Here is a 20,912-nt window from a genome sequence, read left to right on the forward strand (position 1 = left end):
GTGTCGGGGGTTCTCCTCCGTCAGAATCCTTCGAAACGGATAAATCGCCCCGGCGTCACCACCGTGATACAATATGTCACGGGAGAGCTATAGAGAGATGCTGGACGAACTGCGCGAGAACGTGTTGTACCTCGGTGAGTTGGTCGAAGGCCAACTGCGGGACGCGCTGGACGCGCTCGTCGACCGGGACGAGAGGTTGGCCCAGCGGGTGGTCCAGACCGACGACGACGTGGACGACCTGTTCTTGGAGCTGGAGAGCGACTGTGTCGACCTGCTCGCGCTCCAACAACCCGTCGCGGGTGACCTGCGACTGATCGTCGCCTCGTTCAAGATCCTCACGGATCTGGAACGGATCGGAGATCTCGCGGTCAACCTCGCGGAGTACGCGACCGGCGTGGAGTACACGGTGGCGCCGGACGTGGACGTCCAACGGATCGGCGAGACCGTGTTGGAGAACCTCAGTGCCGCGACGGACGCCTACGCCGCCGAGGACCCGGAGCAGTGTTTCGACGTGGCCGCGGCCGACGACGAGGTGGACGCGATGTGTGAGACGGCCAGCGAGTCGGTCGTCCGCTCGCTCGTCGTCGGTGACGGTGTCGGCGGCCCGGACGTCGACACACTGTTGTCGGAGGTGTCGCGGCTCCTGCTCACGCTGCGAGACCTGGAGCGGGCCGGCGACCACGCCGTCAACGTCGCCGGACGGACGCTGTTCGCGGCCGAGAACGACGACGCCCTCCTGTAGTCGGCTCGAAGACGGATCTTCTGGGACGCTGCGGGACTACAGCGGCCGTGCCGCCGCGAACGCCGCCAGGGCGGGCGTCGTCACGAGCGCCCAGAAGCCGGAGGCGTCTCCGGTGTACGCCGTCGAGCCGACGACCCCACACGGCACGTACACCGTCGTTTCGATCCGAAGTCCGGCCAGTTTGGGGACGGACTGCGTGTCTGCCGAGCCCACGAGACGACTACGCGAGGAGAGAACACGGCCGTCGTCCGAACTGTCTGGCGACCGAGACGATCCTCGTCGGCCTGTGCGGCGGGTAACCTGGCGCACTACCCAGGGAGTCACCCACCGTCGCGTGCTGTGGCGGTGACGGTGAAGATAACCTGCCTGCTGGGCTCGTGGACGACAGTGACGCGGACGGTCTCGCCGGGCGCGACCGGACACTCCGAGGGGGTGAGTCGGAACGCGAAGCTGTCACCGACGACGAAGTTCGGGCCGGTGTCGGCGTGGAGCGCGCCGGCGGACCACTCCGCGTCGGGGCCGCCCTCGTCGATCGGACTGTCGTCGCCCGCCGCGAAGTTCTCCTCGCCGTAGCCCAGGTTACCGAGCCCACTCCGGGTGGATGGGAGGTTCAGGATCTCGGCGCTGTCGGTGTCACAGCCGGCCACGTCGCTCGTGTCGACCTGGACTCGGACGTTCGCAACCGGGACGGGGTCGCCGCCTCGGTGTGTGACCCGGACGACCCCGTCGGCGAACCCGGACTGGGTCGGGAACTCGACACTCGACTGTGCGACCTGTGGCGCCGGCTGGCGTAACCCCTGGGCCGCGCCGTCGACGAAGACGAACACCGTCCCGGCGAGGACGACGGTGACTGCGACCAACAGGACGACCGCGACGACACTCGAGACGCCGCGAGTCGTGCTCACCGAACCGTCTCTGAGACGCACGCCTTCATCTACGAAGCGACGACTTTCAATCTACTGGGTCTGCCGGCACGAGTGGCGGCTGCGCCGTCGACGGCGGTGGGTTCGGGTCCCCTGGCTGGTGACGACTCGTTCGACGCCCGTCTGCCGGCCACGCGAAACACGGACCCAGGATACACGTCGCTGGGGCTCGACAGGGCTGACGGTGACCGAACGCACAGACGACGGCGACCCTCGTGGCGGCGAGCCGTCTGACCACACGCGACAGTCCGGCGAGCCGTCGGACCCGGCAGTCGCTGCACGCCGGTTCGTGACAGAGCTCCTGGGCGACGGGGCGACGGGAGCAGTCGAGGAGCTGTTCGCCGACCCCGAGCGGGTGTCGATTCGAGCGGTCGACGGGCGTGCGTTCGACAGTCTCGACGCGCTCCGCGACTACTTCGGCCGGCTGTCCGACCGTCACAGGCGCCGGCTCCAGGTCGAACGGGTCGTCCGCGACGGCGACACGGCGGTCGTCCGGTGGCGGCCGGCAGACGACGACTCGACGGCGTCGGCGTCTCTGACGGAGGTGACCGTCGGCGACGGCGGGATCACGAGTCTCGCGGGAGAGTTGACACCGACGATGGACACACCGGAGCCGGGGCGCGCCGGGGCGGCCGTCGCGCTCGGCGTCGGGGACTGTGTCGTCGTACTCGCCCCCGACGACACCGTGATCGAGGTGAACGACGCCGCGCTGGAGGCGTTCGACCGGGCGCGCACGGACGTGCTCGGCGAGCCGGTCACGGCGTTGTTGGGACCCTCGCCCGAGTTCGAGGTCGACGAGGAGTACCTCGTCACCGGTCCGTTCGGACACCGCGAGTTCGAGGTTCGGGTGTTCGACGCCGGGGGCGGCGGGTACGACACGGCCCGTACGCTCGTCGCCCGAGACGTGACACAACGGCGCCGTCGCCAACAGCAACTGTCCGTGCTCAACCGCGTCCTCCGGCACAACCTCCGCAACGACCTGGACGTGATCCGGTCGCGTGTCGACTACGCCCGTCGGGCGGGTGACGGAGACGTGGCCGAGACGCTGGCGGCCGCACGGGAGGCGGCGGACGACCTCCTGGCGACCGCGGGCGACGCCCGACGGGTCCAGTCGTTGCTGGAGGATCCGAACTGGCAGCGTGTCGACCTCCAGACGGTCGCCGAGGAAACAGTAGACCGGGCTCGCGAGGAGTTCCCCGACGCGACGGTTCGGGCCGAGTCGGCGACGGACGCGACGGCGACGGAGGTGATCGAAGGGTTCGACCGCGCGGTGTGGGAGTTGGTCGAGAACGCCTGCGAGCACGCCGGGGTGGAGCCGACGGTCGTCGTCTCCGTAGAACGGGTCGGTCAGTTCCTCCGCCTGCGGGTGACCGACGACGGCCCCGGGCTCCCGGACGACGAACGGATGGTGCTCAACCGAGCCGTCGAGACCTCGTTGGAACACGGGAGCGGGGTCGGACTGTGGCTGACGAAGTGGCTCGTCGACGCCTCCGGCGGTGCCGTCACGTTCGCCGTCGACGACGGGACGACCGCCAGGGTGGACCTGTTCGACGGCGACCGGATGGACGCCGACGCGCTCCCCGACCACCGGACGGCGGCCCGTCTCTCGACACGGGGCTAGTCAGAACCCTCTCGTCGGCCCCAAAACTCAAACGGCTAACACTCTTGTCTTGCAAATAACGTGGTATCGAACGAATTCGCCGGGGGGCGTCGCGAGCTGACAGCGACGCTCCTCGACACGGACGAGTCGTGTCTCCTGATCGGTCCGTCGGCGACACTGCTGGGGGCCGTCGCCGACCTCGTGATCGGGTCACCGGCGGAACTGCCGGCGGTGGACGTGTTGGCGGAAGCCGAGGCACTGAAGACGGCCAGAGAGGAGTTCCAGGTCGCCGCCGGGCTCGCGGAGGGGATCGCGGCCGACCGGCTCCGGATCCGGGTGTTCGACGAGCGGGCGGACACGACGTTGCTCGCGACGTCGTCGGCCGTGTACGCCGTCGTCGACGGCAGCAAGGCGGTCGGTGCGCTGGCGTCCGAGGCGGAGCCGCTCGTCGGCGGTGTGCGAGAGGCCTACCGCGAGAAGTTCGCGGACGCCGACAGCTTCGACTTCCGGCGACCGGCGCTGTCGCACACGATCCAGACGTTGGAAGAACAGCTCGGCGAGCCGGTCAGCGCGGAGTTCGAGCGCGCACTGGAGGGTGCAGAACGCGTCACCGGGTTGGACGCGGTCGTCACGCTGTTAGTCGTCGTCACGGCCCGCAACGAAGGGCTCCTGTACGACCTCAGCCAGTGGAGCGAAGACGTCGGGCTGGCGAGCAAGGCGACCGTCTCGCGCCGGAAGTCGCAACTGGAGGACACCGGGGTGGTCCTCACCGAGAAACAACCCATCGACATCGGGCGGCCACGACTGCGTCTCGTGCTGGATCCAGACAGCGACTTAGCGGCTGCCGACCCGGAGGAACTGTGGCCACTCACCCGCGAGTATCTGCCCACCGCCTGAACCGGAGCCTCTCTTTTCGGCGCTCCTCACAGCCGAGACAGACAGAGTAGTCGTCGCGGTGACGTGGGGTAGGGTACCCGCTCGTCTGTCGTCGGTAGCTGCGGTGCATTTCTGTTCTTCCTACCTGTTACAGACATCTGTACGGTATTTCTGTTACCATTGTCTGTTACAGGTGACTGTCATCGATGTCTGTCACCGTCGTCTGCCGCAGGCTCGGACACTTCCGACTGTGTGGTTGTCGTGCCAGTCCGTGTGCACCTTGTCTGTACTAGCCGTCTGTGATGGTAATCTGTTACATCTGTCTGTATGCACTGTCTAGAACAGTCGCTCTCGACGGTGTGCTGTATCGGCAATCCGTGACAGCTGTCTGTGAGGCGCCCGTGTGCCGGTCGAGGCAGTCTGCGTGACGATCGTCTGTGACGTTTGTCTGTAATACTTGTCAGTAACGGACTTCTGTAACGGCTGTTCGTAGCCGTCGACTCTCGAAACGTCGGTGTCGCTGTCGACCACTGTTACGTCTGTAACAGTTATCTGTTACGAACTTCTGTAACAGACGGCTATCAATTTGGCCTGTTACAGAAGTCTGCTACAGACGTTCGTGCCGAAGATCTAGTACTACGGGTCGTCACAGTTCACAGCGGACAGCTGTCACGCCTGCCTGATCGTCGGTCATCTGTTACTCTCATCTGTTACGTCTGCTACAGTCACTTCTCGCTCGTTTGTCTGTTACAGGTACCTGTTACAAATATCTATTACAAGCATCTGTTACAGCAATCTGTTACAGTCATCTGTTACGTCTGTCTGTTGTCCTTGTCTGCTACCCTCGTCTGGAACGCCTCTCGTCTCGGTCGTGTGTCTGGGTCGAGTGACGCACAGTCCACGACGATCGATCCGGGGGTAGCCACGTTCGGCCGGACAGCTCGTCTGTTACAGACAGTCGTTACAGACAGCTATCACAGACAAGTCTGTGTACACCAGCAACGACCGACTACGGCGTGTGTCTGTAACAGGTATCTGTAACAGAAGTCTGTAACAGACGTTCGGGACAAAAGTGCAGGACAGATGTCTGACACAGACTTATCTGGAGTGACGACGAACGGGGCGTGTGATCAGAGCAGTCGTCTACTCCGAGTCGGGTGGGACGTACAAGACGACGATGACGGCCAACCTCGCGGTGGCGTTGGAACGGATGGGGCTCGACACGCTCGTCGTCGACCTCGATCCACAGGAGGGGAACCTCACGAGTCTGTTCGACACCGGCACGGACCGGAGCGATCCCGAGGCGGACAACCTCGTGAAACACGTTCTGGAGATGCCAGACGGGCCGTTCGCGGACCTGATCGAGACGACCGACGAGGGCGTCGACATCGTCCCGAGCCACGACATGCTCGGCGACTTCACCTCCAACCTCGAGCAGAAGATCTCCTACGAGACGGGGATGCAGAACACGACGCGAGAGGAGTACCCCCGGTTCGAACTCCTGTACCGACTGCTGTGGGAGCGCGAACAGCTCCAGTCGGAGTACGACGCGATCCTCATCGACCCCAACGCGCGGGCGGAGGACCTGTTGTACAACGCGATCTACGCGCTCCGGACGCTCGTCGCCCCGGTCAAGCCCGCTGGAAAGGGGAACCTCAGTCTCTCGGGACTCGAAGAGCTCGTCGGCAACATGGAGGAACGACTCGACATCGCGGTGGGGCTCTCCTGTGTGGTGCCGTCCGGGGTCGGACAGACGAACGCCCACCGGCAGTACCGACAGCAGTTCGACGACACGGACGCCTTCGCCACCCCGGTGACGATCAGGGACCGCGAGAGCCTGATGGACGCCATGTGGGAGGCCCGAGGCTCCGCGTTCAAAGTGGTCGAAGAACGCTGGAAGACGTTCGAGCAGGACGGGGAGATGGTGAGCGAGGCCGGTCGCCGCCGAGTGCGCGACCGGGAGGTCGACACGCTCCAACGACTGTTCGAGCTCGCAAACTACGTGGCGACGGACACCTACGACGCCGCCGTCGAGTCGACACTGGAACTGGACATCGAGGGACGGGACACGCGGGAGATCGACCTCGACGGCTCCGAGCCCGCGGAGGTGTCGTCATGAAAGACGGCTCCGGCGATCTCGACTTCGGCCGCGACGACGGGGACGAGGGAGACGAGACGGAGAGTGACGACGCAGGGCACAGTAGCGAGGAAGCCGAAACTGTGTCCGGGGCGGTAGACGAAGGGACCGTCGACGAGAGCACAGCCGTCGAGAACCCCGGCGTCGACAGTTCGAGCGTCGGTAGCGGTGAAGAGACGAGCACCGGTGACACGGGTGTCGGCAGTTCGAGTGTCGAAAGCGAGGCAGTCGGAGGTGGTAGCGGTGGCGCCGAGCGAGTCGGCAACGAGCCCGGAGTCGAGACAGAGCGAGACAGTGGCTCCGAGACGCCAGGAGGCGACGACCACGGGACGGGCTCGACCGGAGGTGTCGGGAGTAAGTACCCGTACCTCGTTCGGCGGAGTAACGTGGGCGACGAACGGGGAAAGCGGCTGGAGATCCACGTCCGCGAGCACGTCGCCGACCGCGAAGCGGCGTTCCGCTCCCGTCTGGCCGAACTGCTCGGCACAGACGAGGTGTCGAAGACGGACGCACGGGAGTTCGCACTCGTCGCGGCGATGGAGCACCCGGAACTCGTCGCCGAGCAGATGCGTGCCGAAGGGTTCGACGAACTCGGGTAGCCGGAGGCGGCGTCACTCCGTGGCTCCCGTCGTTTCGTATAGCGCTCTGTGGTTTACTCTCTACCGAACGGTGAGCGCGGACGGACCGACGTGAACGCCGCGGCCGGGACGCGACGCCTGGAGTACGTCGGTGTCGGTGGGAGAGTGGTAGTGAGAACGTCGCAGAATCAGTTCCGACGGGAGTTATCGGGGGAATCTACACCTCGGCGGAGGTACAGCACTGCTCGATGGGGGCGTGTGCTCGTCTCTACGATCCGACACAGAGGTGCGAATCGTCCGGAGCGGCCGACGGAGGCGAGGCACCGGCAACGGAGCCGACGGGAGCGATAGCGACGCAGGCGGGAAACAGTCGATCCAAGAGATGCCCACAGCGACGGCTCCGCGTCGGTGTTCGTCGACCGAGACCTGGTCGGGCCGGACACGATCGCCGACGAGGAACGGATCGTTGACGGGACCAACAGTTGGAGTCCGTGGTGTCGTACCTCCGGGCGGCGTTGGGGGGAAACCGACCGCCGAATATGCTCTTGTACGGGCTCGCCGGGACGAGGAAGTCACTGATCGTCGGTGGCGTCACCGAGCAGATCGTCGACCTGTGTGAGTCACAAGGTGAACCGTTCGGTATCGTCGACATCAACTGCCAGCCTATCGACACCCTCGACCAGGCGGTGTACAAACTCGTCCAGACCGTCGCAGTCGACCACCTCGTGGCTGGCCCGGACGATTCGAGTACCGACGAGTCAGAGAGTGTCAGATCTTCGGAGAGGGTACGCTTCGTCGTCGGGGTTCGTAGCGTAGAGTGTCGGAGCTTCGGTGGTCGGTTACTCGGTCGGCAGGGGGAGTGCAGGGCTGTCGCGGGGACAGAACGAATCAGTGGCTTCGACAGAGGTCCGGCACAGCGAGAGTAGAAGACTCGTCCGATAGGTAGGGAGGCCGGTCAATCGGGCACGAGAGTAGAGCTACGGTGTTGTCGAGGCGTCGGAAGTACGAGGGATCACTCTCCCGGCTGCCACGAGCTACAGATCGACGACGGGGGTGGTGCGACAACCCCGTGGTGAGCGCTCCTCGACTCCCACCAAGGCCGTGAGGTCGGGGCGTCGGGACCGAGCGATTCGAGACGCCGCGACAGCCTTTTTGTATGTCGACTTCTCGTTTCCGAATTGTTGACGCTGTCGAGTATCGGGCGCCTCGCGTTCACGACGGTGTTGGTGGTCACAGCGGCAGCCCTGTTCGCAGTCGCAGCGTGGGTGTGGCGTCGCGGCCGGGCGGACGCGTACGCCGAACTCGCCCGTCCGTACACGGTCGTAACCGCTTGCTTCGGGATTGCGGCGTTGGCAGCGGCGGTCAGCGCACAGCTGGACGTGACGGACTACCGCGGAAGTATCGTCACGCTGTACCTCGTGATCGTCCCCTGGACGATCTTCGCGCTCCGGTACGCCGGCTACGGGACGTACGTCACACGACGGCGAGTCGTCGCTGCAGCGTCGTTCTCGGCGGCCGTCTTCACGGCGAGTCTCCTCATCGTCACCCAGCCGTTCGGCACCATTCCCATGTCGACGCTCAGAGTCCTCGGGCTGGTTCAGTCCGTCTTCGTCCTGGCGTTGATCACGTTGGGGATCGGCGCCAGTGCCCTCGTTGCAGTGGCGACGTACCGGCACGGCCGGCTGTCGGTCCCGAGCGCGCTCGTCGCCGTCTGGCCGTTGGCGCACACGCTCGCGGTCGGACAGGTGACTCGGCCGTCGGCGCCGAACGTGAACGCCGTCATGTCGGTCAGTCTGTTCGTCGGGGTCGTCGCCGCGCTCGCGGTCGGGGTAACCCGGTTCAATCTCGTCGACTACCCGGCGGGCGTGAACACCGTGGGCGAACGCGCGGTGTTCGGCGACACCGCTGCCCCGGTGTTCGTCCTCGACACGGACGGCAAAGTCGTGCGGACGAACCAGTCCGCCAAGGTGACCTTCGACGCCCCCGAGACGCTGTCGGACGTGACGAACTGTGGCGTCACGGATCTCGTTCGCCGCGACACCGTCGGCTGTTGGACGGACAACGGGCGGCGGCAGTTCGACCCTCGTGTCACCCCGCTCCAGACGGACGGCGGTGCCACCCTCGGGCATGCGGTCACGTTCGTCGACGTGACCGCCCGTGAGATCAGACGCCAGCGTATCTCCGTGTTGAACCGTGTCCTCCGACACAACGTCCGCAACCAACTCGACGTGATTCGAGCCCACGCCGAGGAGGCTGGTGCCGAACCGGCCGTGGAGGGCGTCGACCGACTCGACCGACTGGCCGGAGAGATTCGGCGCGTCGAGCGACTCCTCGACCGCGAAGGGTCGGGCACCCGCCGCACGCCACTGGCGTCGTTTCTCAGGGAGACCGTCGGCACCGTCACCGACGGAGTCGTCGCCGACACGACGGTCGTCGCGCCCGACGAGACCGTCACTGTCGACATCGACCTCTGTGAGTACGTCCTCCGGAATCTCGTCCAGAACGCGGTCGAACACGGCGGCGAGACCCCTCGGGTCTCCGTCCGCGGCCGTCTCACCGACGAGGGCGTCCGGATCGTCGTCTCCGACGACGGGCCGGGCATCCCCGAGGCCGAGCGAGCAGTCATCGAGGCCGGGGAGGAGACCCCGCTCTCGCACGCGACGAGCGTCAGCCTCTGGGGTATCCGGTGGGCAGTCGGCGCCATGAACGGCTCGTTGTCGTTCGCCGACAGCGATATCGGCGGCACGGAGGTGACGGTCGTCGTCCCCGAGTCGCAGGAGACGGTCGAAGGTGTCGAGTCCGTCGCCGACGACGACTCACTCGACGGTGACGACACCGAACCCGACGAGACGGCGGCCGACGACACTACCGCCGCCGAGACTGCCAACGACGACGGCACTACCGGCGAACGACAACGTGGGGCGGCCGACGGCGGAACCGACGAGACTGCCGAGGCGTCCCACAACAGCTGAGTTGCGGGGCGACCGAGGCGTCCGTCGGCGACCGATTTCGACTCTCCGGGTAACGAGACACCCGGTACTGGCTGTCTGTCTGGCCTCGACCGACGAGACACCCGGTACTGGCTGTCCGTCTGGCCTCGACCGGCGAGACATCCGATACTGGCTGTCCGTCTGGTCTGACCGACGAGACACCCAGTGTGAAGACGCCCCGCCTCGTTCCGTCTCCGACGTCTCTCGAAGCGAAGACACCTCTCGACGACACTACTCTGCGATTCGAGACGACCCCTTCTCCGATCGGGTCGGTGTGCTGACCCGACCGGCGTCTGCGTTGCGGGCACCGACACAGACGGGGGTCGGGGTGTATCCACGAAGTGGCCGGCGCACCTCCACAGGTGGCCGGCGATACACACCATGCGAAAGCAACTGTTCGAATTCGTCACGGAGCACAACCTCGTCGTCGTTGCGCTCGTCGTCCTCGTCACTGCGGGACTGGGGGCGGGGATTCCACAGATGGAGTTCGGGAGCGGCGTTGGCGGGGACGAGATCGGCAAAGACACACAGACGGTTCAGAAGGCGGAGTACGTCCAGTCCGCCTACCTGAACGCGACGGGCGGCGAGAACGCTGCCGGCAGTGAAGAACCGACGACCGCCGTCGTCTACCTCCGCGACGACGGTGCGGCACTGTCCGAGGAATCGCTCGTCGCCACACTCACTTACCAACAGAGAGTGTTAGACAACGAGTCGGTCGTGGCGGCGCTGGACGGTCGACGGCCGGCAGGCGTCGCCAACCTCGTCGGGCAACGCCTCGCCGGCGAGGGTACGACTCTCGCCGAGCAGCTCGCGGCGGTTCGCGCCGCGAGCCCCGAGGAGATCGACCGGGCACTCCGGCGGAGCCTCACCGCCGAGTCGCCGGCGCTGTCGTTCCTGTCGGCCGACTACGAGCCGGGGACGACCCAGGCCGACACCCACCGGACGGTGTTCCGGTTCACTGGCGACGACGCGACCACCAGCGAGGCGACCCGGGCGTTGTACGAGGCGACGGAAGACGGCACGGCAGCGCCGACGCTGTTCACTATCGGCGACCACGCGGCTGCCGACGCGCCGAGCAGGATCGTCCAGCTGTTGTTCCTCGTCGTGCCGTTCTCGCTGACGGCGATCCTGGTCGTCCTCGTGTTCGTCTACCGAGACCTCGTGGACGTGCTCGTCGGCTTCGCTGGGATCGTCGTCGCACTGATCTGGATGTTCGGCGCCCTCGGCTGGTTGGGCGTCTCCGCCTACCTCTCGGTGTTGATCGCCCCCGTGTTGATCGTCGGCTTGGGCGTCGACTACGGCCTCCACGTGTTCATGCGCTACCGCGAGGAACGCGGCGCCTCCGAGGGGGTGCGAGCGCCGATGGCGCGGTCGACCGCCGCGCTCGCGTCCGCGCTCGTGGTGGTCACTCTCACCGCCGTGATCGGTTTCTCTGCCAACGCGACGACGAGTCTGGCGTCGATCCGTCGGCTGGCACTGGGGATCTCGCTCGGCGTGATCGGGACGTTCGTGGTGTCTATCACCCTCGTGCCGGCGCTGAAGGTGACGATCGACTCCGGGCTCGGTCGCTTCGGCTTCGAACGGCGACAGACGCCGCTGGGTGACAGTCGACTGCTCGCGCCCGTCCTGACCGCCGGCGCGAGACTGGCCCGCCGGGCGGCGCCGTTCGTGCTCGTCGTCGGCTTGGTCGTCGGCGCCGCCGGCGCCGTCGCCTGGACGGACCTCGACCGGAAGACGTTCGAGACCAACGACGGCGACGTGGCCGACTGGAAGACCGAACTGCCGGAGCCGGTCGGCTACACCGAGCCGGCGTACCTCCGCAACTGGGAGTTCGTCGACGAGCGGTACCGGGCGGCCGACGCCGACGAGCGGACGCGAGCGCCCATCCTGGTCGAAGCCGACGGCGGCGACGCGGCGACGCCGGCGGTGTTGGAGAGCGTCCAGACGATCCACGACCGGGCACCCGACCGCGCGGCGACGTTCTCCCGTGACGGCGAGACGCCGGTGGTCTCGCCGGTGGCGCTGATGCAGCGTGTCGCCGCCACCGACGAAGGGTTCGCAAAGCAGCTCGCGGCCGCCGACACGGACGACGACGGCGTGCCGGAGCGGAACGTCGCCGGCGTCTACGACGCCCTGTACGAGACGGCGCCGGACCGTGCGAGCCGCGTGATCGACCGCACGCCCGACGGCGACTACCGCTCGGTCGTGGCGTACGTCCCGATCGACGCCGGCGTCGAGACCGCCGACCAGGGGGCCACGACCCAGGCGCTCGCAGACACCGCCGAGACCTCCGGCACCGTCGTCACTGCGACGGGGGTCGGTGCGATCAACGCGACCGTCGTCGACGTGATCGCCGCCTCGCTCGTGCGGACGATGCTCGTCGGGCTGGCGGGGATCAGCCTGTTGTTGGCCGTCGTCTACCGAATCGAGACCGGCAGCGCGACGCTGGGGCTCGTCACCGCGGTCCCGATCCTCCTGGTGACCGCGCTCGTGATCGGCGGGATGTGGCTGTTGGACGTGCCGCTGACGGCCAACACCGCACTCCTGCTCAGTATCGTGATCGGGCTGGGGATCGACTACAACGTCCACGTCTCCGACCGGTTCGCCCAGGAGTTGGAGCGTGGCCGTGGCCGACAGGCGGCCCTGGAGACGGCGACGACCGGCACCGGCGGGGCGCTGCTGGGCTCGACGCTCACCACCGTCGCGTCGTTCTCGGCGCTCCTGATCGCGCCGTTCGCGTTCTTCCAGAACTTCGGGGCGCTCGTCGTGCTCGCGCTCACCACCTCGTTCGTGGTCGCCGTGTTCGTCCTGCCCAGCCTGCTGACGCTCTGGCACCGGTACGATCCTACCGTGGGTGACGACGCGGGCGACGCGCTCGCGGCTCCGAGCGACGACTGAACGGGACGGCACCCGGGACGCCGCCCGTCTACCTCACACCCATCAGGTCTCGAACAGCATCACCACCCCGACGGTAGCCCCGCCGTGTCGGAGGTAGTACCCACCCCGGTCGCCGTCGTGGCGCGGGAGTTCCGCGAGCGCGTCGTCGACACGACAGACTGTGCGTCTCCGGACCTGGACACTCGGTGGCTCTGTCTAGTCACTGTCTGCGTGAGCCGTCTCGCCGGTCGAGAACGTTCGCGTGGTGAACGCCCTCTCTCTCAGTTCTTCAACACGAGCACGTTCTGGTGGACCATCGACGGCACGAACGAGAACGGGTAGCCGTAGACGTGGAGTTCCTTCGAGGAGTCGTACCACACCAGATTCGCCTTCAGCGTGTAGCCCACCTCCTCCAGCGCGTTCCCGAGATCAGCAGACAGCGTGTGGTATCGTTCCTCGCGGTACATGTCGCCGATGAACACGACGGCGTAGCGGCCGTCGGCGAGCACGCGCTGGAACGCCCGGAAGCGCTCGCGCATCTCCGCCAGCCAGGTCTCGCGGTCGCGGACGGGGCTGTCACCGTCGAACGCCCCGAGTTTGCTCTCGCGGGTCTCGGCCTCGTTGCGGGTCTGTTCCACCCGGTCCATGTTCCAGTACGGCACGTCCGTCAGCAGGAGGTCGACGGCGTCGTCCGCCACGTCGTCGACGAGATCCAGACAGTCGCCGTGTCGAAACTCCTGTTCGGCCAGCGGGGCGGCGCCGCGGCCGGCGCGGTCGGTGTTCTCGCGTTCGAGTACGGTCTCGTACACGTCGATCCACTCCGCGCCGATCTCGAATCCGACGGCGTCCCGGAGGCCAGTCCCCTCGTGTTCGGCGAGACTGGCACCCAAGAGCGTGCCGCCGACGCCGGCGAAGGGGTCGAGCACGCGTTCGCCGGACTGGCTGAACCGCTCGATCAGCTCCCGACACAGCCTGGGGGGTTTCTGGCCGCCGTGTTGGCTCCGGAGGTCGTGTTGGAGGTCCGGGGGGTGCTGTCGTTCGAGCACGGACTTGGTGGCGTACTTCCACTCGCGCCCGGTGAGGTCGTTCAGATCGTTGCGCTCGTCGTAGACCCCGCGTCCCTCGACGTAGCGCTGGTGGTCCGCCAGGTCGTCCGTGTGGACCACTTCGCCGTCTTCGACCGGGAGCGCCTCCGACTCCGCCCGCTCGCGGTCGAACTCCCCGTCGTCGGTCGTGAACAGACGAGCCTGTCTGTGACGCTCCTCGTCGGCCATCCGGTGGTGCGTCGGGCCGTGGCGGGAAGTGCGTGGTGACTCCGACGGGGAGATGCAGAGGAGACACGTCGGGCAGTACGAGCGGGGTGCGGTCACCGACCACCTCCGGGAGATGGCGGCCGAAGACGAGCGGCTCGAAGAGAGTCACCGCGACGACGCGGCCGGCACCCGATGACGGAACTCGTCTTCGACACCGAGCCGCTGGTGGCGTACCGCTACGACGAACCGGGAGCCGACGCCGTTACCGAGCGGCTCCAGGCTGTCGGGCGCGGCGAGGCGACCGCCGCGACCTGCGTACTCTCCGAGGGTACGGCCTGAGTGTCGAGACGCCGGACTGGAACACCGCTGCCGAGATCGAGGGGGCGGGCGGGATCTCGTCGGGCGACGCCTACGCCGCCGCGCTCGCGCTCGACCGCGACGCGACGCTCCTCGTCGGCCCCGACCCCGCGTTCGTCGATCTCTCGGTCGCCCTGGACGTGACGCGGGTTCGTGACGATCCGGTCTGAACTGATCGGCCGCTCACGTCTCGCCGGTGAGAAGGTCACCCGGAACGACTGCGACGACAGCCGGGTCCCCGAGCGTGGCGGCGGCGCAGACAGACACACCCGGAAGACGGCGTTCTGCACTTCCAGACTGGGTGTCACCGTCGATGCCTGTAGCCGAACGAGGTCGTTGTGTTAGAAACAAAATATTTAGGCATAAGTACTCATCTAGGGTAAGTTTGAGGTGTGTTGCTACCTGACGATCTCCGTGTGACCGACAATCGACACGAGCGCGCAGAGCCGTTGTTGATCGAGTGGGTGGCCGAGCGCCTGCGGTTCGACCGTCTCGCCGCGGCGCTGCCGGGCGACCCGTACCCGCCGTACCTCCTCGTCGCGGTCGGGCTGTTCGTGGAGTACGGTGTCCTTGACGTGTACAACCACTTCGTCACGGGGAATTCCACACCACTGAGTAACCCGAGCACGCTCCTGATCGGTGTCGGAATAATTATGGCAGTCGTCGGGGTCAGACGGCTGAGCGAGGCCTACGGTAATGTAGTCGACGACCTCGTCGAATTGGGCCGTGACGACGCCGCTCCAGACGCCGGCGACGAACTGTTCACACCGATTCGGACGGTGCGGCGCTGGCTCTGGCCGGGTGAAGACGCTCGGGGTGACGGTGGAGAGGTGCCCGCGGACGCGCGGGGGACGCCGACAGAGACCGGGCTATTCCCGACGAGCGTCCGGTCGTTTCGCCGGCGGCTGGGATCTCCATCAAGAGAGTCCTGCAGCGATGCGACGTCGTTTGTCCCACTCGTGCCAATGTGGTACAAGATCGCTGCGTACGGATTCGGCCTCGCCGTGTTCTATTACAATCTCATCTTTTATATCCGCTTTGGAGAGATCGTTACCGTCGAAGGTTCGGCCGTCGCTTTGACTGGGACCTTCTTATTATTCCCGCTCGTCTACACTCCCCTAATCGTTGATGTCGCGGTCTTGTGCCTCGGGATCAGTCTCTTCCTCCCGCGCCGAATCGTCCGTGCGGACCCGAGCCTGTTCTACCACGACCCACGGAACCTGGGTGGCCTCGGCAGCGTCGGTACGGTCCTGCGGCGATCGTACCTACTGTACACGGTTGGACTACTGGCGTACGTCGGTGTGTTGTACAGTCGCTTCTTATTCACATCTATCCCGACACCGTACCCACCGCCCGGCCCGCTACTCACGCTTCTGTTCTCGGTCCTCTGGGGTGTCGGCGCTGCCGTCGTCGGTTACTCCGTCTACCGGATTCACACGTTCATGAAGGCGGATAAGGAACACCGGCTCGACGAACTCGAAGCGGCGGCCCGTCGTCGCGTCGAGTCGTCGGGGGACACGTACACGGAGCCGGAGCTGAGCCCCGAGGAGTCGGCGACGCTCCAGCGCCGGATCGACCGCGTGAAGAACACCCGCACCTACCCGTTCGGCGCGGCCGCGTCGCTCCGAATCGGCCTCGGCGTGTTGCTCCCGCAGGCGTTGAAGCTCGTGCTCGAAGAACTGTTCCCGTGACCAGGGAAGAGAAGACCGAGACCGACCGCGGGGGCGCTACTCCGCCGGCGGCTCGTCGGTCGTCGCGTCGCTATCGTCGGTCGTCGTGTCCGTGCCTGTTGCGTCGTCCGTCTCTGCCGGCTCCGTCGGCGTCTCGACGACGGTGAACAGCAGTTCGACCAGGGTCTCCAACAGCGCGTCACGCTCTGCGGGTGTGAGTCGGTACGGCGCGTCGTCGCTGGCGTCGCTCGCGCCCGGGACGACGCCGTCGGGGGTCCGTGAGTCGTCGGCGTCGCGGTCGTCGCTGACCTCGCGGTCGATGTCGTCGTCGCGGTCGGCGGCGGCGTCGCGGTCAGCGTCGTCGCCGGCGGCGCGGTCGGCGCCACGGTCGATCTCGGCGGCCGTCACGTCGCCGACGGCCTCGCTGACGACGGCCAGGAGCCGTTGGAGCGTCGGCGCCGGGACCGCGGCGTCGGCGTCCAGGCGGTCGCGGACGGCCCGGATCTGGCCCGCGAGCCCGTCGGCGCGGTACGTCGGCAGCGGAGCCGCTTCGATCGCCTCGGCGTGGCTCGTGTAGTCGTCGGTCAGGGTCGTTACGTCTGGCGCGTCGCCACGTTTTTGTGGCGAAACGGTGGATGTACTCATTGTCGTGCGGCGGGCACGACACTGCGGTGGTAGGGTGGTAGGCACACCCTGCCGTTTTTCGGCTCGCACCGCAGCGTCGTATTTCGGCGTGAGGAGAGGGAGACTGTTAAGACTTGTGGGTGTTCAATTTGTAGCTACTCGTGGGTAGATTGCGGTTCGAACAGGGGGTGTCGGAGGTTCGGGTGGACGTGGCGCGGGGCGTCAGCTGTGAAGGCGGTGAGTGCGGTGTGGGGAGATGGCGGTGAGTGTGGAACGAACCGGTGACAGCGAGGTTCGACAGAGAGACGGTGCGGAGCGGTGCGAGCGAGGTGCGTTCTAAACACTCGGTCGCGCCGGTCGTCACCGCGCGACACGACGCCCCAGCACGAACACGAACAGCGCGACTAAGACCGCGCCGGAGAGTGACTCGACGCCGACGAGCACCTTCGCGGCCGTCCCGACGGGGTAGAGGTCGCCGTAGCCGATGGTCGTGAACGTGATGACCGAGAAGTACAGCCCCCAGGCGAACTCACCGAGGCTGCCGACCGCGAGCGACAGCGCCGCCGAGAGGGAGTCGGCCGCCAACACGTCGCCGCCGGGGAACTCGTGGGTCGTGTGGGTCGAGTCCGAGGCGATCCCGCCCGCGAGGGGGTAGAGCACGCCGGCGACGAGGATGATCTGCGTGGCGCGCCAGCCGATCCGTTGGAGGCTCTCGCCGTGTTTCGAGAGGTGGTACATCAGCGACAGCGAGAGGTAGCGGTACGCGGAGACGAGGGGAGTCGTCGGGGGGTTTGCGCCGTTCTCGGTGTCTACCTCGTCGTCGGCGTCTCCGTCGCCGTCGGTGTCCGAGTCGCCGCCGGGCAGCACCTCGCGGAGTCGCTGGAGCGCGCGGCGCTTGTGCCCGGCGCGTTCCGCCTCCTGCTTGCGGATGTGGTACCGACGAGCCTCCTCGGAGGCGGCGGCGCTCTCGTGGAGGCGTTCCAGCCGGCGGTGGACCCACGCCGCGGCGCCGTAGGCGTCCGTCGTTTCGCGGAACCACCCCGATAGCTCTGGATTGCGCTCGTACACCGTCGTGTCGTCGAAGGTCGTCTTGCGGTTGATCCGGGCGTCGGTGAAGTCCGCTTGGTAGAGGCGAGCGCCCGAGAGGTCCGCTCCCCGGAGGTCTGTCTCCCGGAGGACCGTGTCTTCAAGGTTGGTCGGTTCTGTGCCGTCGCTAGGCGTGAAGTCGGCGTCGCGGGCGTCGGCTCTGGTGAGGTCGGCTTGGTACATCTCCGACCGGTGGAAGGTGGTGTCTCGGAGGTCGGCGTCGGGAAACTGGGCGTTTTGGAGGTCGGCGTCGGGGAACTGAGCGTCCCGTAGGTCGGTGTCGGGAAACTGGGCGTCTTCGAGGTCGACGTCGGGGAACTGAGCGCCCCGGAGGTAGGCGTCGGGGAACTGGGCAAGCCAGAGGTGGGCGTCGGGGAACTGGGCCTTGTAGAGGTCGGCGTCGGGGAACTGTGCGTACCAGAGGCCGGCGTCGGGAAACTGGGCCTCTCTGAGGTTGACGTCGGGAAAATGGGTCTTGTATAAGTAGGCGTCGGGGAACCGGGCGTTTTTGAGGTCGGCGTCAGGAAACTGGGCCTCTGTGAGGTCGGCGTCGGGGAACCGGGCGTACCGGAGGTAGGCGTCGGGGAACTGGGCGCTTTGGAGGTCGGCGTCGGGGAACTGGGCGAGTTGGAGGGAGGCGTTGGGGAACTGGGCGCGGGAGAGGTTGGTGTCAGGGAACTGGGCGCTTTGGAGGTCGGCGTCGGGGAACCGGGCGCACCGGAGGTCAGCGTCGGGGAACTGGGCCTCTGTGAGGTCGGCGTCGGGGAACTGAGCGTCCCGTAGGTCGGCGTCGGGGAACTGGGCCTCTGTGAGGTCGGCGCCGGGGAACTGGGAACGCCAGAGGGCGGCGTCGGGGAACTGGGCCTCTGTGAGGTCGGCGTCGGGGAACTGGGCGTACCGGAGATCGGCGTCGGGGAACTGGGCCTTGTAGAGGCCGGCGTCGGGGAACTGGGCGTCCCGGAGGTTGCAATCGGCAAAGTCCGCCCCGTGTGCAGTCACGTTCTCGAACGTCGCACCCTGCAGCCGACAGTTGGCGAACGAGACACCGTCGGCCAGTTCCACGTCACGCAGCACGACCCCGTCGAGATTCCGGACGCGCTCGTCGCGCTCTGCGACTGCCTCCCGGAGCACCTCAGGCTCTGCGTCGGCGTGCCACCGACACCGGCCGTCTTCCCACACCTCGCGGCAGCAACTGGCAGTGTTCCCGAACGTACGCCACCTCTCTAAGGTCCGCTCTGAATGGCCTACGCCCCCTGGCAGAAACTCGAACCCACACCGATGCGCCGGCGGATCGGAGTCGTCGGCCGACCACGGCGCTCCCTCGTCCTCGTCGGCCATACGTTGCGACCAACGGAGCGTTAGGTAAAGCGCTTGCGGCGCGACGCGACCACGTCACGCCCCGAGCAACCGTCGGGACCGCGTTCGAACGACGGTGTGCGGTAGCACACGACAGCTCGGTGACACAGCCACCCCCCACACCCCACTGCTTCAAGTGTTCTCGTGGGGCGAGGGGGTGGGAGAAGAGAGACGAGACTATTGTAGTGGAAAAGACTATATTAGTGGCAACACAACATTCCCGCAAGACGAACCGCAACAGCGTTTGCTGGGTTGTTGTGAGTGTATTTATCTGTCGAACGGTTCGTGTCGCTAGTCCCCACCCCAGAGAACAGATGAAACAGTGGGGTGGGGGTGGGGTGGGGGTCGCGGTGAGGGTGGCGATGAGGGCGTGAGTGGTGATGGAGCGGTGGTAGGAGAAGAGAACGGGGCCACCACTATCGCCGGGTCTGTCCCGAGTGGGTGGCCCTCCTCGACCACACTCTCCACTCACACGCCCCCCCACCCCCTCCCCCCATACCACCGAGAACACATGAAGCAGTGGGGTGTCTGTGCTCTTCAATTGAAACGTGTGAAGCGCTGGGGTGCAGATTCATCCGTTTCTAGACTATTGTGACTATCATGGACTGTCTGACGCCCGACGACGGGATCTTCCGTGACGAGGACGCCCTCCGGGATCACTTCCCGAGCAGGATTCTCGAACGCGACGAGAAGCTCGCCGAGTACCAACGCACGTTTCAGGAGGTCGTCAGGAACAAGCGCCCCCGGAACGTCTTCCTGTACGGTCCCACGGGGGTCGGCAAGACCATCGGGACGAAGGCGGTCTTCCGGAACCTCGAACGGAGCATCGAGCAGTTCGACTACGGGGCGTCCCGGTTCTCCGAGCCCAGTCTCAGAACGGTCCACCTGGAGTGCAAAGACCTGAACACGTCCTACCAGGTCGCCGCTCACCTCCTGAACCTCCTCCGGGCCGAGACGGATCGTGAGCGAGTCAGCACGACGGGGTACCCCGAGGGGGAGATCTACCGACTCCTGTTCGACGAACTCCGGGCCACGGCCGCGTCCCACGTTCTCGTCGCGCTCGACGAGATCGACACCGTCGGTAGCGACGACAACATCCTGTACAAGCTCCCGCGGTGCAACAACGACGACAGCGCGCGGTACGTCGACCCGGAGACCACCAAGGTCGGCGTCGTCGGGATCACCAACGACGGGACGTTCCGTGACACGCTCGATCCGCGGGCGAAGTCGACGCTGTGTGACCAAGAGATCCACTTTCCGCCGTACGACGCGACCGAACTCGGGACGATTCTCCGCGACCGGGCGGACGTGGCGTTCCACGACGGCGTGCTCTCTGCGGACGTGATCCCGCTGACCGCCGCTCTCGCCGCCCAGCGATCCGGCTACGCACGGACTGCGCTCGACCTCCTGTACGAGGCGGCCGACCAAGCGCGGACGGCAGACGACGGCACCGTGACGGAAGCACACGTCGAGGCCGCCGAGGAGTCCATCCAGCAGGGCGCCATCGTCGAGGAGGTACACGGGCTGTCCGTCCACGGGAAGCTCGTCGCGTACGCCGTGTTCCGGCTGTGCGAGCGGGAGGCGACGCCGGCGAAGATCGACACCGTCTACGCCTGGTACAAACAGGCGGCCGAACAGGTCGATGTCAGTCCTGTCACTTCTCGTACGGTCCACAACACGCTCAACGACCTGATGGTCGCCGGAATCGTCGACTCTCAAGAGGTGAACCGGGGCCGCGGCGGCGGTCGCCACTACGAGTACGAGCTGAGCTGTCGCCCGGCGACGCTCCTCGACGGCCTCACCGGCGACCCCCGCGTGAGAGCCGTCGACACGCGGCTGTGAC

The 20,912-nt window shown here is 66.5% G+C and carries 16 protein-coding genes and 1 pseudogene; 12 read left to right on the plus strand and 5 right to left on the minus strand.

Annotated elements, in window-relative coordinates:
- Positions 1–73: 73 nt before the first annotated feature.
- Positions 74–742, plus strand: a complete 669-nt coding sequence (gene phoU / locus RYH79_RS17685) for a phosphate signaling complex protein PhoU (protein ID WP_370901726.1) — start codon at positions 74–76, stop codon at positions 740–742.
- Positions 743–778: 36 nt separating this feature from the next.
- Here the strand turns inward: phoU and RYH79_RS17690 are convergent, their stop codons facing one another.
- Both RYH79_RS17690 and RYH79_RS17695 read right to left on the minus strand, forming a co-directional pair.
- Positions 779–955: a hypothetical protein gene (locus RYH79_RS17690; protein ID WP_370901727.1), complete on the minus strand. Its 177-nt coding sequence runs from the start codon at positions 953–955 to the stop codon at positions 779–781.
- 107 nt (positions 956–1,062) lie between these two features.
- A complete protein-coding gene (locus tag RYH79_RS17695; protein WP_370901728.1) occupies positions 1,063–1,647 on the minus strand; it encodes an archaellin/type IV pilin N-terminal domain-containing protein in 585 nt (194 codons plus the stop codon).
- A gap of 202 nt (positions 1,648–1,849) precedes the next feature.
- Here RYH79_RS17695 and RYH79_RS17700 point away from each other — a divergent pair, with 202 nt between their 5' ends.
- The 7 genes and pseudogenes from RYH79_RS17700 (at position 1,850) to RYH79_RS17730 (ending at position 12,744) form a co-directional block, all read left to right on the plus strand.
- Positions 1,850–3,286 carry a sensor histidine kinase gene (locus RYH79_RS17700; protein WP_370901729.1) on the plus strand — a complete coding sequence of 479 codons (1,437 nt, stop codon included), beginning with the start codon at positions 1,850–1,852 and terminating at the stop codon, positions 3,284–3,286.
- 60 nt (positions 3,287–3,346) lie between these two features.
- Positions 3,347–4,162 (plus strand): transcriptional regulator TbsP domain-containing protein, encoded by an 816-nt coding sequence (locus RYH79_RS17705; protein WP_370901730.1) that lies wholly within the window; start codon positions 3,347–3,349, stop codon positions 4,160–4,162.
- 1,105 nt (positions 4,163–5,267) lie between these two features.
- The gene (locus RYH79_RS17710; RefSeq protein ID WP_370901731.1) at positions 5,268–6,260 is read left to right on the plus strand and encodes a ParA family protein; all 993 of its coding nucleotides are present in this window, start codon (positions 5,268–5,270) and stop codon (positions 6,258–6,260) included.
- A complete protein-coding gene (locus RYH79_RS17715) occupies positions 6,257–6,877 on the plus strand; it encodes a DUF7970 domain-containing protein (RefSeq protein ID WP_370901732.1) in 621 nt (206 codons plus the stop codon). The genes RYH79_RS17710 and RYH79_RS17715 overlap by 4 nt, the downstream gene beginning before the upstream one ends.
- A 387-nt stretch (positions 6,878–7,264) precedes the next feature.
- Positions 7,265–7,575, plus strand: a pseudogene (locus RYH79_RS17720) (cell division control protein Cdc6); the annotation flags it as partial.
- A 462-nt stretch (positions 7,576–8,037) separates the two neighbouring features.
- Positions 8,038–9,828 carry a sensor histidine kinase gene (locus RYH79_RS17725; protein ID WP_370901733.1) on the plus strand — a complete coding sequence of 597 codons (1,791 nt, stop codon included), beginning with the start codon at positions 8,038–8,040 and terminating at the stop codon, positions 9,826–9,828.
- A gap of 399 nt (positions 9,829–10,227) precedes the next feature.
- Positions 10,228–12,744, plus strand: coding sequence for an efflux RND transporter permease subunit (locus RYH79_RS17730; RefSeq protein WP_370901734.1), 2,517 nt, complete (start codon positions 10,228–10,230; stop codon positions 12,742–12,744).
- Between the two features lie 260 nt (positions 12,745–13,004).
- Here RYH79_RS17730 and RYH79_RS17735 read toward each other — a convergent pair whose 3' ends face one another.
- Positions 13,005–13,997 (minus strand): DNA methyltransferase, encoded by a 993-nt coding sequence (locus RYH79_RS17735; RefSeq protein WP_370901735.1) that lies wholly within the window; start codon positions 13,995–13,997, stop codon positions 13,005–13,007.
- A gap of 28 nt (positions 13,998–14,025) precedes the next feature.
- Between RYH79_RS17735 and RYH79_RS17740 the strand changes: the two genes are divergently transcribed.
- The 3 genes from RYH79_RS17740 to RYH79_RS17750 all read left to right on the plus strand — a co-directional run bounded on the left by RYH79_RS17740 (position 14,026) and on the right by RYH79_RS17750 (position 16,024).
- Positions 14,026–14,172 carry a hypothetical protein gene (locus tag RYH79_RS17740; protein WP_370901736.1) on the plus strand — a complete coding sequence of 49 codons (147 nt, stop codon included), beginning with the start codon at positions 14,026–14,028 and terminating at the stop codon, positions 14,170–14,172.
- Positions 14,169–14,315, plus strand: a complete 147-nt coding sequence (locus RYH79_RS17745) for a hypothetical protein (RefSeq protein WP_370901737.1) — start codon at positions 14,169–14,171, stop codon at positions 14,313–14,315. The genes RYH79_RS17740 and RYH79_RS17745 overlap by 4 nt, the downstream gene beginning before the upstream one ends.
- A 572-nt stretch (positions 14,316–14,887) precedes the next feature.
- Positions 14,888–16,024 (plus strand): hypothetical protein, encoded by a 1,137-nt coding sequence (locus RYH79_RS17750; protein WP_370901738.1) that lies wholly within the window; start codon positions 14,888–14,890, stop codon positions 16,022–16,024.
- Positions 16,025–16,060: 36 nt separating this feature from the next.
- Here RYH79_RS17750 and RYH79_RS17755 read toward each other — a convergent pair whose 3' ends face one another.
- Both RYH79_RS17755 and RYH79_RS17760 read right to left on the minus strand, forming a co-directional pair.
- Positions 16,061–16,648 carry a hypothetical protein gene (locus RYH79_RS17755; RefSeq protein WP_370901739.1) on the minus strand — a complete coding sequence of 196 codons (588 nt, stop codon included), beginning with the start codon at positions 16,646–16,648 and terminating at the stop codon, positions 16,061–16,063.
- A gap of 339 nt (positions 16,649–16,987) precedes the next feature.
- Positions 16,988–19,051, minus strand: a complete 2,064-nt coding sequence (locus tag RYH79_RS17760) for a pentapeptide repeat-containing protein (protein WP_370901740.1) — start codon at positions 19,049–19,051, stop codon at positions 16,988–16,990.
- Between the two features lie 618 nt (positions 19,052–19,669).
- Between RYH79_RS17760 and RYH79_RS17765 the strand changes: the two genes are divergently transcribed.
- Positions 19,670–20,911 carry an orc1/cdc6 family replication initiation protein gene (locus RYH79_RS17765; protein ID WP_370901741.1) on the plus strand — a complete coding sequence of 414 codons (1,242 nt, stop codon included), beginning with the start codon at positions 19,670–19,672 and terminating at the stop codon, positions 20,909–20,911.
- Position 20,912: the final 1 nt, after the last annotated feature.

Source organism: Halobaculum sp. MBLA0143 (genome assembly GCF_041361465.1).
Taxonomy (GTDB): domain Archaea; phylum Halobacteriota; class Halobacteria; order Halobacteriales; family Haloferacaceae; genus JAHENP01.